The organism is Tritonibacter aquimaris, from assembly GCF_009617595.1.
Classification (GTDB): Bacteria; Pseudomonadota; Alphaproteobacteria; order Rhodobacterales; family Rhodobacteraceae; genus Epibacterium; species Epibacterium aquimaris.
This window is the reverse complement of sequence record NZ_WIXK01000004.1, coordinates 123,783-138,511: the sequence shown is the minus strand read 5'-3', so window position 1 is coordinate 138,511 and position 14,729 is coordinate 123,783. Positions and strand designations below refer to the sequence as shown.

General features: G+C 56.6%; 8 protein-coding genes and 1 tRNA gene. 5 read left to right on the top strand and 4 right to left on the bottom strand.

Features of this window, described 5'->3' with window-relative positions; all coding sequences use genetic code 11:
* Positions 1-97: 97 nt before the first annotated feature.
* From GG681_RS08965 to dtd, 3 genes are all read left to right on the top strand, one after another.
* On the top strand, positions 98-1,246 hold the full coding sequence (locus GG681_RS08965) for an SPFH domain-containing protein (RefSeq protein ID WP_153547285.1): 1,149 nt from the start codon (positions 98-100) through the stop codon (positions 1,244-1,246).
* A gap of 73 nt (positions 1,247-1,319) precedes the next feature.
* A complete protein-coding gene (locus GG681_RS08960) occupies positions 1,320-2,447 on the top strand; it encodes a TFIIB-type zinc finger domain-containing protein (protein WP_153547283.1) in 1,128 nt (375 codons plus the stop codon).
* An 11-nt stretch (positions 2,448-2,458) separates the two neighbouring features.
* Entirely contained in the window at positions 2,459-2,905 is a 447-nt protein-coding gene (gene dtd, locus GG681_RS08955) for a D-aminoacyl-tRNA deacylase (RefSeq protein WP_153547281.1), read from the top strand.
* Between the two features lie 15 nt (positions 2,906-2,920).
* On the opposite strand, the gene GG681_RS08950 is transcribed toward dtd, so the two are convergent.
* From GG681_RS08950 to GG681_RS08935, 4 genes are all read right to left on the bottom strand, one after another.
* Positions 2,921-3,847, bottom strand: a complete 927-nt coding sequence (locus tag GG681_RS08950; RefSeq protein ID WP_328593337.1) for an alpha/beta hydrolase — start codon at positions 3,845-3,847, stop codon at positions 2,921-2,923.
* A gap of 74 nt (positions 3,848-3,921) precedes the next feature.
* Positions 3,922-5,805 carry an acyl-CoA synthetase gene (locus GG681_RS08945; RefSeq protein ID WP_153547277.1) on the bottom strand — a complete coding sequence of 628 codons (1,884 nt, stop codon included), beginning with the start codon at positions 5,803-5,805 and terminating at the stop codon, positions 3,922-3,924.
* A 128-nt stretch (positions 5,806-5,933) separates the two neighbouring features.
* The gene (locus GG681_RS08940) at positions 5,934-7,733 is read right to left on the bottom strand and encodes an ABC transporter transmembrane domain-containing protein (protein WP_153547275.1); all 1,800 of its coding nucleotides are present in this window, start codon (positions 7,731-7,733) and stop codon (positions 5,934-5,936) included.
* A gap of 253 nt (positions 7,734-7,986) precedes the next feature.
* Positions 7,987-8,060: transfer RNA gene (locus tag GG681_RS08935), tRNA-Gly, on the bottom strand.
* A gap of 193 nt (positions 8,061-8,253) precedes the next feature.
* Between GG681_RS08935 and GG681_RS08930 the strand changes: the two genes are divergently transcribed.
* Positions 8,254-8,955, top strand: coding sequence for a CbiX/SirB N-terminal domain-containing protein (locus tag GG681_RS08930; protein WP_328593320.1), 702 nt, complete (start codon positions 8,254-8,256; stop codon positions 8,953-8,955).
* Between the two features lie 295 nt (positions 8,956-9,250).
* Entirely contained in the window at positions 9,251-14,728 is a 5,478-nt protein-coding gene (locus GG681_RS08925) for a glutamate synthase-related protein (protein WP_235899826.1), read from the top strand.
* Position 14,729 lies beyond the last annotated feature (1 nt).

The following is a 14,729-nucleotide window of genomic DNA, read 5'->3' as shown; positions in this document are numbered from 1 at the left end:
ATTGTGCCACAGGTCAAAGCGCACGCCTCTAATCATCCATGCCTGCCCGCATGGTCACCAAACAATCCAGATCCGATCCACGAGAAAGGAGCCTACCATGCCGATATTTGATTTCCTCAAAGGCCAGTTCATTGATGTTATCCATTGGGTAGATGACACCCGCGATACCATGGTCTGGCGGTTTGAGCGCGAAGGCCATGAAATCAAATACGGCGCCAAGCTCACGGTGCGTGAGGGGCAAGCGGCTGTATTTATTCATGAAGGCCAGCTGGCGGATGTGTTCACTCCCGGCCTTTATATGCTTGAAACCAACAATATGCCGGTGATGACCAGCCTGCAGCATTGGGATCACGCGTTTCAGTCGCCGTTCAAATCGGAAGTGTATTTTGTCAACACCACCCGGTTTAACGATCTGAAATGGGGCACCAAAAACCCGATCATCTGCCGCGATCCCGAGTTTGGCCCCGTGCGTCTGCGGGCCTTTGGCACCTATAGTGTGCGGGTGGTGGATCCTGCGCGCTTCCTGACTGAGATCGTCGGCACCGATGGCGAATTCACCATGGATGAGATTTCATTCCAGGTGCGTAATATTATTGTGCAGGAATTCAGCCGCGTGGTGGCAAGCTCGCGCATTCCAGTACTTGATATGGCGGCCAACACCAGCGACATGGGCAAGCTGATCGCGGCAGAGATTTCCAGCACAATCGCGGAATATGGGCTGCAGATCCCCGAGCTGTATATTGAAAACATCTCATTGCCGCCCGCAGTTGAAGCCGCAATGGACAAGCGCACCCAGATGGGCATTATCGGCGATCTGAGCGCCTATACCCAGTTTTCCGCAGCAGAAGCGATGACAGCAGCTGCAACAACACCCGGCAGTGGCATGGGCGAAGGGATCGGCATGGGCATTGGCATGGCGATGGGACAAAACATGGCAGCGGGTCCAGCCGCTGGTCCATGGGGCGCACGTCCTGCGCCCGCTGCCGCGCAACCCGCAGCGCCCGTGGCACCGCCCCCACCGCCGCCGGTCGAACATGTCTGGCATATCGCGGAAAATGGCCAAACCACTGGCCCTTATTCCAAAGCGCGCATGGGACGTATGGCACAAGAAGGCGGATTGACCCGCACAACATTGGTCTGGACGCCCGGCCAAGACGGCTGGAAAGCAGCTGGAGACGTTGCAGAACTTGCGCAGCTTTTCACCATTTTGCCGCCCCCTCCGCCGCCACCGCCCCCCGGCGCATAAGCATAACACCACAGTATGATTGGTTGGTGGTGATGATGATAAGTCACCGCCTATGTTCGAGCACGAGATCCCAATGAGCCAGCTGCCACCGCCCTTGCCAAAAGAGGCCGAAGAGAGCCACCGTTTCCCCTGTGAACAATGCGGGGCGGACTATCGCTATCATCCTGAAAATGGTGCGCTCAGCTGTGATCATTGCGGTCACACCAGCCAGATCCGGGCAACAGCAGCGGCCGGACCCTGGGGCGGCGACGCGATGCAAGAGCTTGATTTCAAAGCCGCCGTCGCCAAAGCCCTGCCCGAAGTAGAAATGGAGATCACCCGTGTCAGCGCCTGTCCAAACTGCGCGGCGCAGGTGGAATTTGATCCAAGCACCCACGCCCGCGAATGCCCGTTTTGCGCAACACCCGTCGTCGCCGACACCGGCGCGCACCGCCATATCAAACCCAAAGGCGTGGTGCCGTTTGTGTTTGATGAACGCAGTGCCCAGAAGGCAATGACAAACTGGCTTGGCCGTTTGTGGTTTGCCCCCAACGGGTTGCAGGAATACGCGCGCAAAGGGCGTAAGATGGATGGGATCTACGTGCCCTTCTGGACCTATGACGCCCAGACCCGCACCCAGTACCGCGGCCAACGCGGCACCGTTTATTACGTCGAAGAACGTGTGGTGATTGACGGCAAGAGCGAAAAACGCCGGGTTGCCAAAATCCGCTGGACCGGGGTTTCCGGCCGGGTGCAGCGTTTCTTTGATGATGTGTTGGTGCTGGCGTCAAAGTCGCTCCCCAAACGCAATACTGAGGGGCTCGAACCTTGGGATCTGTCCCAGCTTGAACCTTACCAGCCGCAATATATCGCGGGCTTTCGCGCAGAGGCCTATGTGGTGGATCTCGAGGAAGGTTTTGTTGAGGCACGCGCCAAAATGGACCGGGTGATTGAACGCGATGTGCGTTTTGACATTGGCGGCGATCGCCAGCGTATCGACGCGCTTCGCACCGAAGTCAGCGATGTGACGTTTAAACATGTGCTGCTGCCTGTGTGGCTTGCGGCCTATAAATACCGCGGCAAAACCTATCGATTTGTGGTCAATGGGCAATCCGGCCGGGTGCAGGGCGAACGCCCGTATTCTGCTTGGAAAATTGCTTTTGCAGTGCTGCTGGCTCTGGTGGTTTTGGGCGGCGTCGCGCTGGTGTCTGGCGTCAAATAAGGAAGATCGAAATGCGGGCATTGGTGCAGCGAGTGGCTGAAGCCTCCGTCAAAGTAGACGGTGAAACCATTGGCGAAATTGGTGCCGGGCTGCTTGTGCTGGTCTGCGCGATGGATGGAGATAACGAGACGCAAAGCGCCTATCTCGCCCGCAAGATCGCAAAGATGCGCATCTTCCGCGATGATGCAGGAAAGATGAACAAATCCGTCCTAGATCAAGGTGGTAGCGCCTTGGTTGTCAGCCAGTTCACCCTGGCAGCGGATACCAAAAGCGGCAATCGGCCAGGATTTTCCACGGCTGCCCGCCCCGGAGAGGGTAAACGCCTCTACGTTGATTTTGTGGAGCGTTTACGTGGCGAAGGTATTTCGGTGGAAACCGGAGAGTTTGCAGCAGATATGAAAGTCTCGCTTGTCAACGACGGGCCAGTAACGATCTGGATCGACAGCGATCAGGCCTGATTACGCATCGTCCCATCACGCATCCCAGGACCAAACCCCCTGCCCCAGCGCTTCAACAGCTACTGTAATACGCTCAAAACTTTCAGCTGCGCGGCGTACCTTGTGACGGGCGCGCAGGTAAGAATGCACAAGCCCGGTCTCATTCACCCAATGGGCCTGCCCGCCTGCGGCCTGCAGTTTCTCAACATAAAGCCGCGCATCATCACGCAACGGATCACAATCGGCTGAAAATGCAACCGTTGGCGGCAATGCGGTGAAATCCGCGTCCTCCAGCGGTGCGAAACTTGGATCTGGGTCGTTGATCGTACCGTTCAGGCGCTGTTTTTCCACATGGATCAGATCGGCGCGTGTAAGCATCGGCGCCGACATATGTTCCTGATAAGACGCTGTATCCATCTGGCGTCCTAACAGGGGATAGATCAGAACTTGCCCTAAGACCCCTGTTAAACGCCCACGTGCATGATGTGCAACAGCCGCGCAAAGATTGCCACCAGCGCTATCGCCAACAAGCACAATCCCCCCTTCGAACTGATCCATCACCCAGCTTGTGGCACGCCAGCAATCGTCAAAGGGGGCTGGATGCAGGTGCTCGGGCGCAAGACGGTAGTCAATCGCCACCACGCGATAGCCGGTTTCTGCACAGATGTCTGCGCAGATATCATCGTGGCTATCTAGGCCGCCAAGCGCAAAACCACCGCCATGACAAAACACCACCGTGCAGGTCGGATCGCCCAAGGTATAGCTGCGTGCAGGCACCCCACCCGCATCAAGATCTTTTGTCTGCACCCCAGCGGGGCGACGGGCGCGAAAGGCCAAGCTCCAATCATCATAAAGGCGACGGCGCTCATCTAAGGGAACGGGGGGATCTTCGTCCGGGAAAAGCTCATCTGTGCGCCGAATAAAGGCCCAGGTCTCTTCATCGATGAGTTTTTCATAGTTCACCGCGCCCACTCCCAAGAGGTTCATTGAGGTTAGGCCATCGCGAGCGCGGTGAAAAGAGGCTATTCACCGATGCGTTACAGCGCCTCCCAGGGGCGCGTGAAATCACCAAGAACATGTTGTACATCCTCGGATGCGCTGGTGTTCATGGTGATCTGCGCCACAAGGCCGCGTTTCTTGTCATCTATCACCTGCCCCACCCGCGCATCATGGCCCGCGTTTTCAAGGGCTGCGTTATACACCCGGGTGATCGCCAGCTTGCGCAGATCTGGCTTGAACACTTTACCCACCGCAGTTTTTGGCAGCGCATCCAAAATGGTGATATGTTTGGGCACTGCCGCGCGTTCATGGATGTGGATTTTACAGTGCGCTAGTAGCTCTGCCTCGGTCACGCTGGCACCTTCGACAAGTTCCACATAGGCGCAAGGCAGCTCCCCGGCGTGGGCGTCAGGCTGGCCAATGGCACCAGCAAAGGCCACCGCTTCATGGCTCAGCGCGGCCTCTTCGATTTCAGCCGGATCAAGATTGTGGCCACCGCGGATGATCAGATCCTTGGCACGCCCGGTGATCCACAGATACCCCTGCTCGTCCATCCGACCGAGATCCCCGGTGCGCAGGTGGTCGCCAAAATAGAGATCCTGGTTCTTTTCCACTTCGGTGTAAGTCTTGCCAACATAAACACCGGGGTTTGAAACGCAGATTTCGCCGACTTCACCCAACGGGACCTCTTGCAGCCCATCATCTGTGCTTTGAATGATTTTGATGTCTGTATAAGGGAACGGAACCCCGACAGAGCCGACCTGTTTCTCCCCTTCTACCGGGTTGCAGGACACGAGGCAGGTGGCTTCTGTCAGGCCATACCCTTCGACGATGGTGACGCCCGAGGTGCTTTCAAAGCGTTTGAACAGCTCCATTGGCATCGGAGCTGAGCCGGAAAACGCAATTTTGACCGAGGAAATATCCGCATCCACCGGCCGCTGCATCAATGCAGAGACTGCGGTAGGCACGGTGATGATGAAAGAGATTTTCCAGCGCTCAACCAGCTTCCAGAAATTGTCAAACACCCCATCACCGCGATAGCCCTGCGGCGTTGGAAACACCACATGCGCGCCCGAGGCGAGCGCCGACATCACAATCACATGGCAGGCAAACACATGAAACATCGGCAAGGGACACATGATGGTGTCCCCCTCGTTGAACAGCATGGTGGACCCGATAAAGCCATTATAGATCAACCCGGAATAGCGATGCTGCGCCACCTTGGGCATGCCCGTGGTGCCGCCAGTATGGAAATAACAGGCGGTGCGATCTCCACTGCTATCTGCGAACTGCAGCGTGGTGGCATGTTTGCGCATCTCGGCACGGAAACAACGATAATCTGCGTGGGCAAGATGTTCCTTGCCGCTCATTTTGGGGCGCAAAAATGGCACCAGCCAGGATTTTGGCGGCGTCAGATAGCGGTTTAAATCAACCTCTAATACCGTGTTCACCCCCGGCGCGTGGCGCACAGCCTCGGCCACTTTTTGCGGCACATCGGTTTTGGGAAACGGCTTTAACGTCACCACAACTTTGGCACCGGTTTCGCGCAAAATAGACGCGATTTGTTCCGGTTCAAGCAGCGGGTTGATCGGGTTCACGATGCCCGCAACCGCGCCGCCCAGAAAGGTATACAGCGCCTCATGACAGTTTGGCAGCACATAGGCGATGGTGTCATCTTCGCCGATCCCCAAGGCGCGAAACATATTGGCAGCCTGGGTGACACACGCGTGAAATTCACGCCAGTTCAGCGTTTCTGCCTTGTCCTTTGCCCCAGACAAAAGCTGATAGCTCATCGCGTTATGTGTGGGGAACTTTGCCGCCGTGCGACTGAGAAGCGCATAGAGCGTCTCGGGCATGTCACGCGCGTCATAAGGCATTTCTGCTTCGAAATTCGAATAATCCTGGGCCGTGGCAAATGCCATTGCGCTGCTCTCCTCCCTTATTTTGGCGCTGCGGCTTTAAACTGGCTGCAGCGTCTTCATAATTGCGGAAGTTTGCCAAGCTTCACAAGCGTGGCGAAAGGATTATACACACTTATTAGACGTGGGTGCTATTCAGCGGCCATTCCATCGGTGAACTGGAGCCGCGCAAGCCGCGCATAAAGCCCGCCCTGTGCCACCAGTTCATCATGGCTGCCGATGGCCACAATGCGCCCTTCCTCCATCACCACAATGCGATCCGCCTTTTTGACGGTTGCAAGGCGGTGGGCGACCACCAATGTGGTGCGGTCCTGACTCAGCTCATCCACGGCAGCCTGTACAAGGCGTTCGCTTTCCGCATCCAATGCAGACGTGGCTTCATCCAAAAGCAGCACTGGCGCATCGCGCAATATCGCACGCGCAATTGCAATACGCTGCTTCTGTCCACCGGAAAGCATCACACCACGCTCGCCCAGGAAACTGTCATAGCCTTCGGGAAGTGCGGTGATGAAATCATGTGCTGCCGCGGCGCGTGCGGCGGCTTCGATCTCAGCATCGCTGGCATCTGGACGACCAAAGCGGATGTTTTCACGTGCCGATGTGGCAAATATCACCGGACTCTGCGACACAAGCGCCATGGATTTGCGGAACTCTGCGCGCAACATCTGATTAAGGGCAACCCCATCAAGGCGCACTTCGCCCTTGTTGGGATCATAGTAGCGCTGCAGCATCTGGATGATGGTGGTTTTACCGGCACCGGACGGGCCAACAAAGGCCACGGTTTCGCCGGGCTCGACTGTCAGCGACACTGCATCAAGGGCAAGCGTGCCAGGGCGAGCCGGGTATTCAAAGGTGACATCGGCAAATTCGATACGTCCGGCCGGGTCTGCGGGCAAGGATTTCGGCGCGACAGGATCGGTGATGCTGTCTTTTGTGTCCAACAGCTCAACCAGACGCTCGGTGGCGCCCGCCGCACGCTGAAGCTCGCTCCAGATTTCGGAAAGGGCTGCAACCGACCCCGCAACCAATACGGCATAGATCACAAATTGCACCAATGTGCCTTCGGTCATCTCACCGGCGCGGACATCATTTGCGCCGATCCAGAGAACGCCAACAACCCCCGAGAACACGAGGAAAATCACGATGACAGTCAAATAGGCGCGCGTGCTGATACGCTGCAGCGAGCTGCGATAGGCAGTTTCCGTGAGATCCGAAAATGCGTTCCGGCTGATGCTTTCATGGGTGAAGGCCTGCACGGTCTGCACCGCCCCCAGCGCTTCGCCAGCATTGCCCGAAGAGGCCGCAATCCAGTCTTGGTTTTCACGACTGATTTTGCGCAAACGCCGGCCTAGCGTCATGATCGGGATCACGACAACCGGCACGATCAGCAAAACCAGCATTGTAAGCTTGGCTGACGTAAGCAGCATCAACACCATACCACCCAGGAAAATCAGTAGATTGCGCAGTGCAATTGACGCGGATGAGCCAATAACCGATTGCAGCAAGGTTGTATCGGTGGTGATCCGGCTCAGCACTTCCCCTGTCAGGATGCGTTCAAAGAAAACCGGGCTCATGCTGATCACGCGATCAAAAACTGCCTTGCGGATATCGGCGACAACCCGTTCACCCAGCCGGGTAACAAGGGCGTAGCGCAGGCCGGTCCCAAACGCCAACAGCGCCGCGATCCCCATAGCCGCGAGGAAATAGTAATTCAGCAGCTCTGCTTCGGAAAACCGGAAATTGTCGACCACGCGTCGCACCGCCAATGGGAGCGTCAGCGACACACCGGCAGTGAAAACAAGCGCGGCCATCGCCCCAAGGATCAACAACCGATAAGGCTTCATGAACGGCCAGAGCGCGCGCAGGATCCCTATTTTTTTGGATCCCTCACGATCTTCTTGCGCATTGGGTGCTGCCTGTCGTCGCGCCATGGTGGCTCCTTTGCACTTTGGGGCCCTGTTCAAAAATAGCCCTTATCGATCCCACTTCGATCAGATTTTTTTCATGGCGGCACCTGCGCCGGAGGTCAAGCGGCCAAGTGCCGCGCAAGCCAAAAGTATCGTGTCTTTGAAAGAAAGCTTTGCGAAAGCGTCATCCAACCAGAGCGCGCACAAACGATTTAGGACCGCCAAAACAGTCATATCGGCGGTTTTAAAATACGCCGTTCAAAATATTTGGAAATTCTGGAGCGGGTAGCGGGAATCGAACCCGCACCTTAAGCTTGGAAGGCTCTTATGATACCATTTCACCATACCCGCTCAGCAGTGGGGGTGATTTATGTGAAGCTTTGTCGAAGGTCAACCTGATAAACCTTCAGTTTTTGCTACGCATGTATTTTTTTGCTCCTATATAGGAGCTTGCTTGCTATGAGATCTGCCCTATCGATCAGATATGGCGGCATGCTCGCAACCGCCCGATCAAGAGCGACCCAATACAAAAGCGGAGTGCACCGTGCCTGTTGCCATTCTGACCGCACATGGTCAACCATCTGCCCCCGAAGCGCCTGAACAAGATCTGGCTGATCTTGCGGCTCAGGTTGCGCAGCATCTGGAGGGATGGGACGTGCGCTCTGCGACGCTTTCAACGCCAGGAAAACTTCAATCCGTGGCAGAGAAAGATGCGGTGGTATTTCCTTTCTTTATGTCGGGCGGATATTTCACCACATCGGTTCTGCCGCAACGTCTGGAGGGGATTGAGGTCAACATAGCCCCCCCGTTTGGGCTGGATGCAGATCTTGCCCCATTGGCCGCACGGGCAATGCGAGAGGCCGCTGATAGAAACAACTGGACGATCGACAATATCGACATCCTGCTCGCTGCGCATGGATCGGCACGTGGACCGATGGCGGCGGCGGCGGCCTATTTCTTTGCGCGCGCCCTATGCAAAGCGCTGCCCGGCCCCCGGATTTCTTGTGGTTTTGTAGAACAGGCCCCCTCAATTGCCGATGCAGCACGGCACTTACCAGAACAAAGCTTTTGCGTGCCATTCTTTGCACAAGCCGGGGACCACGTGCGGGACGATGTGCCCGAAGCGCTTGAATATGCTGGCTTTCGGGGGGAAACACTGCCGGTGGTTGGGGCATTGCCTGGGGTGCCGGAACTGATCGCACGTGCATTGCAGCGCTATAAAGCGGGTCAGATAGATAAGAACTAACTGCACGTTCACATCCAAAATTCTGCTTGCGCAAGTGTATCAAAACAAAATTGTCAGACCAAATAATAAAACAAAAACAATAAACTAAACCGTCACGACATTCTTAAATCTGCGTCCGACTTGAAAAAATCAGCTTTTCAAGTTAAGAAATCCTTCGTCAAGCAGACTGGTACCCCGAAACGGCAGCGTACCCTCGCCAGACTCCCGCAAAATCCATGAACGCCCCGATTGCTCTGTACGGTGACACGCATTGTGACCGGATGAGTCTCCACCGGGCCACCCAAAGGCGAGCGAATTGTACGATAAAATGATCAACACGGGTCTTTATGATCCCAGCCAAGAACACAGCGCCTGCGGCGTTGGTTTTCTGACACGTAAAGATGGCCAGCAAACCCACGATCTTTTGTTGAAGGGTCACGAAGCCCTCTGCGCCGTGCCACACCGCGGGGGGATGTCCTCCGAAGGTGTTGGCGATGGCGCGGGCATTTCCGTTGATCTGTCGTTGAATTTCTTCAGCAAACTTACGGGCCAAGAGCTGAAAGCGGGTGCCTTTGGCGTTGGCAACTTCTTTATGCCCGCCGATGCGTCGCAACATGAACGCACGGCTGAGTTTGTACGCGACACTTTGGCGGACTTTGGCTTTGAAGTTTTGCTGACACGTGATGTGCCAGTCAACAACGCAGCCATTGGGGAACGCGGTGTGAAATGGCAGCTGCCGATCCGCCAGTGGGTATTCTCTGCTCCCGAAAATCTGCGCGGTGCTGAGTTGGATGCCAAGATCCACCAGGCGCTCTTGGCGATTGAAGCGGTTGCCTACACCGACAAATCGCTTGATGGGCTGTACCCGCTGTCGCTGTCTGCGCGCACGCAGGTATTTAAGGGCCGCCTGAATTCCTGGGAAATCATCCCCTATTATGAGGATCTCTCAGACCCGGATCATGCGGTGCATACCATGTATTTCCATACGCGGTTCTCGACCAACACTGATCCGCACCCCTCGATGGCGCAGCCGTTCCGGCTGATGGCGCACAATGGCGAGCTGAACACCGACAAGAAAAACCGCCTGAGCGAGGCCGCGATAGCACTGGCGCGTTCCAAGGCGATCATTCGCCCCAAAGGCCAGTCTGACAGCTGCCGCCTTGACCAAACCCTGAACGCACGGGTGTTTGACGAAGGGCTTGACCTGTTGACCGCCGTTGTTGCGATGATGCCACCAGCCTGGGAAAACGACGCCCAGCTGTCGGATGACATCAAAGCGATGCTCGAATTTTTTTCTCTCTCGGAAGAGAAAAATGATGGCCCCGCCGCGCTTGTCTTTGGCGATGGTAATATCATCGGGGCCCGCCTGGATCGACTGGGCCTGCGTCCGCTGCGCTCGGTTGAGACCCGCGAATATCTTGCCGTGATGTCAGAAGCGGGCCAGATCAGCTTTGCACCGGAAAGCGTCATTCGCCGTGGCCGTGTCGAAGCCGGTGGCATGATCTATTTTGATCACAGCCAGAACCGAATATTTGAGACCCGCGAAGCGCTTGAGTTGCTAGCGGCGCAGGCGGACTACCCTGCCCTGCTTGAGGCGGCACGCGTAAACGTCGATGAGCTGCCAGATGCCGAAGGTGATCCCAAGGCCGCGGCACTGCGCTATGAAGGCGACCTTGAGCGCCCCGCCCGCTATGTGGCTTATACGCTTAACCAGGAGAGCTTCAAATTCCTGATGGATCCGGTTCTACAAACCGGGGTCGAGAAGGTCTCAGCCATGGGATACGGCAATGCTATCAACGCATTGTCTGATACCGAGGGCGGCGTTGCCAAATATTTCAGCCAGCGGTTTGCACAGGTGACCAACCCGCCGCTTGATTCCATCCGCGAAGCAGATGGTATGACCTTGCGTGTGGCGCTAGGGGAAAAGCCACATCTTGGCAAATCTCGTTCGCGCCAGATCGTGATCAATTCGCCAGTTCTGCGCATGTCTGACATGCTGAAAATCAAAGCGCAGGATCTGACCCCCTGGGCGCGCTTTGACATTCTTTATACCCCTGTCTTCGGCGATGGTGACGCCAATGAGGCCGCACTTGAAGCGGCGCTGGATGCAGTCGCTGATGACGTGGTGGAATTCGCCCGCGAAAAAGGCGGTATCGCCATCCTGACGGATCGCCAGATCGCATCAGACCGCGCGGCCATGCCAATGACCCTTGCGGTGTCGGCGGTAAACCAGCGCCTGATCGAAGAAGGTCTGCGCCTGAAGGTATCGCTGGTGGTGGAGAGCGGCCAGATCGCATCCTCGCACCACATCGCCTGTGCGCTTGGCTTTGGGGCCGCTGCGGTTTACCCGCTGGGGGTACGTATGCGCGCCGAAGAGCTGTTTGGTGCCAACGACAAATGTATCGAGGCCTATGGAAAGTTCAAAAAAGGTGCCGAAAAGGCGCTGATGAAAACCATGGGCAAGGTTGGGCTTTGCACCGTCGAAAGCTATTCTGGCGGTGAATTCTTTGAGCCGAACTTCCTCGACACCAATGACCGGGTGTTCAAAAAATACCTGCCCAATATGAAATCCCCCGTTGGTGGCGTGCGGTTTGACACCGTGGCCCAATCGGTTGCGGATTGGCACCAGCGCGCGCTTACTGTTGTAAGCGACAGCGACGTGCCTATGCTCGGCCTTTTTAAAGAACGTTCCGAGGGCGCGGGCCACAGCTATGGCACTATCGCGGTGCGTGGCTTTGTTGATCTGACCGAGGAAAAAATCAGCTTTGCCGATGAAGGCAGCGACGAGGAAAACGACCCGCTGCGCCTGTTGACCCTGCGCCAGATGGACGACGCCTTTGGCATCAGCGACGACGGCTATGTGAACACAAGCTTTGACAAGCTGAGCACCGAGAAGATCAACCATTTTGCGATCACTCCGGGCTATCGCGCCTTTAGCCGGATGATGTCTGATGAACGCCATCAACGCCCGGCTGCCCTGCGCGATGTGCTGGCCTTCCCGGCTGATATCACCTTTATGGACAAGGTCTCTGATATCAAAAAGGAAATGATGCTCTTCAACCGTGAAGGCAACCGTGATTTTGTGATCCGGGGCATTCAGGTTGAACAACTGTCTGATGATCAGTTCGTGCTGCGCCTAACCGGCCCCAAAGCCAAAGACATTGGCCGCTTGGACGCGCTGCGCCAGACCCTGGTTGAACGTTTTGGCGATGATGTTCTGGATCACGCTGTGAGCGGTGATGCCTTGAATGTCACCGCTAAAGGCTGGGCGTTGGATTACGTATCACGCCTCCGCCCTGCTCTGGATCGCCTACCGTTGGAAGAGGTTGAACCGGCTTCTGCAATCACCCCGCGCCTTGCATCTGGTGCGATGTCGCATGGTGCGCTGGTGGCCTCTGCCCATGAGGCGGTGGCGCATGGCACCAATATGGTTGGCGGCATGTCAAACTCTGGCGAAGGCGGCGAGCATATCTCACGTTATGGCACCATTCGTGCGTCACGCATTAAACAGTTTGCCTCTGGCCGTTTTGGGGTCTGGGCGGGCTATCTGGCGGAACCAAACCTGGAAGAGATCGAAATCAAGATCGGTCAGGGTGCAAAACCCGGCGAAGGTGGCCAGCTGCCCGCGCCCAAGGTCACCGTTGAAATCGCCGCCGCCCGTGGCGGGACACCGGGTGTAGAGCTGATCAGCCCCCCACCCCACCATGACACCTATTCGATCGAAGACCTGGGCCAGCTGATCCACGACGCCAAAGCGGCGCGGGTTCGGGTGGTTGTGAAATTGGTATCATCCGAGGGCATCGGCACCATTGCGGTGGGCGTCGCCAAAGCGGGCGCAGATGTGATCAACGTCGCAGGCAATACCGGTGGCACCGGTGCGGCGTCAGTAACGTCGCTGAAATACACTGGCCGTGCGGCGGAAATTGGCATCGCCGAGGTACATCAGGCGCTCTGTGCAAATGGCATCCGCCAGAAGGTTATTCTGCGCTGCTCCGGCGCAATGCAGACCGGCACCGACGTTGTAAAAGGTGCCCTGCTTGGCGGCGACAGCTTTGAGTTTGGCACCACGGCCCTGATGATGCTGAAATGCGTCATGGCAAAGAACTGCAACGTGAAATGCCCGGCGGGTCTGACCACAAACCCCGAAGTGTTTGATGGGGACCCGCGCGCGCTGGCGCAATACCTGTTGAACATTGCGCATGAAACCCGCGAAATACTTGCCGATCTTGGCCTCAAAAGCCTTGAAGAAGCCCGTGGGCGTTCTGACCTTCTGCATCTGCTGGATCACCCATCATCAGTCGGGCAGCTGAACCTGCGTGATATGCTCACCTGCGTGCCAGAGAACCCGGTTGCAAACCCGATCTATCTGGAGCGCGACTTTGAGGTGGATGACCGCCTGCTGGAACAGATGCAGGCGCGCCTGTTTGACAGCGATGAAACCCAGATTGAGCTGATGCCAAATGAGCCGCTCAACAATCGCAACAAATCGGTTGGTGGCCAGCTTGCGATCGATATTGAACGCATACTGAACCATGAGGTAAAAACCCTGCCCGCTGCGGCATTGCAGGATATGCGTGGTCGCCGTTATCTGCAGCCGCAATCGGTGCGGGTTGTGACACAGGGTTCAGCCGGTCAAAGCTTTGGAGCCTTTTGCAACGACGGCATGGTGATGGAGCACACCGGCACCTGCAACGACGGTGTTGGCAAAGGTGCCTGTGGCGGTGAAATTATCGTGCGCTCACCGGGTGGTGGGTCTGCTGCGGAAAACGTGCTGATCGGCAATTTCGCGCTGTTTGGCGCAACCGGTGGGCGCACCTTTGTTGAAGGTCAGGCCGGTGACCGTTTTGCGGTGCGCAATTCCGGTGCAACAGCCGTTGTTGAAGGTGTGGGGGATTTCTGCGCCGAATATATGACCAACGGCGCGATCTTGAACCTTGGTGGTTTTTCCAAAGGTTACGGCAATGGCATGTCTGGTGGTTTTGCCTATCAATATGACCCCGAAGGCCGCCTGCCCGAAATGCTGAGCCGGGACTCGGTATTCATGGGCACATTGACCGATGGCTCAGCTGAGGCGGAAATCCACCGCGACGCCGTGCATCAGATGCTGCAATGGCATGTGGACGCAACTGGGTCTGCCAAAGGTCGCAAGTTGCTCGAAGATTGGGAGCACACCCAAGAGAACATGGCTTGGGTCATGCCCAAAGCGCTGCTGCAGTACCAAGACGCGGATGAGATCCTCAAAGCGAAATCGCGCAAAGACCTGATTGACGAGCTGTCGACGGCGCTTGCCGCGCATCAGGTCTCTGAGCTGAAACAGGCCTGGAAAAACGGCCGCCCCGTCCATCTGGGGAAGACACCGGATTACGGTGATATGGACACCGAAGAGATGTTCCGCCTGGTGAATTCCTACGTCGTGATGGAAATGGCGCAGACGCTTGCTGCAAAACGTGTGGGTAAAGACGCACATCAGATCGCCCGTGACAAGGCGGCGCGCAATCTGGTGCTGACCGAAGACTTTGCGCTGATGGCGGCGCTGTCGAAACACGCCAAATCTGCGGTCGCAGACTATGATGATGCGGGCCTTGCCACGCTGGTTGCCAACAAACGCCTGAGCGATTTCAAACGCGCGCTTTCCATGCGCAATATCCTCAGCATGGACAGCCCCGGCACCTATTCCTGGATCCTGCACCAAAACGCCAAAAACCGTAACGCGCTCGGCACCATCCCGAGCTTTGATGAACTGTTTGCCCAGAATGCGCTGCCCGATCTTGTGGCCCGCACGGCAGCGGAGTGAA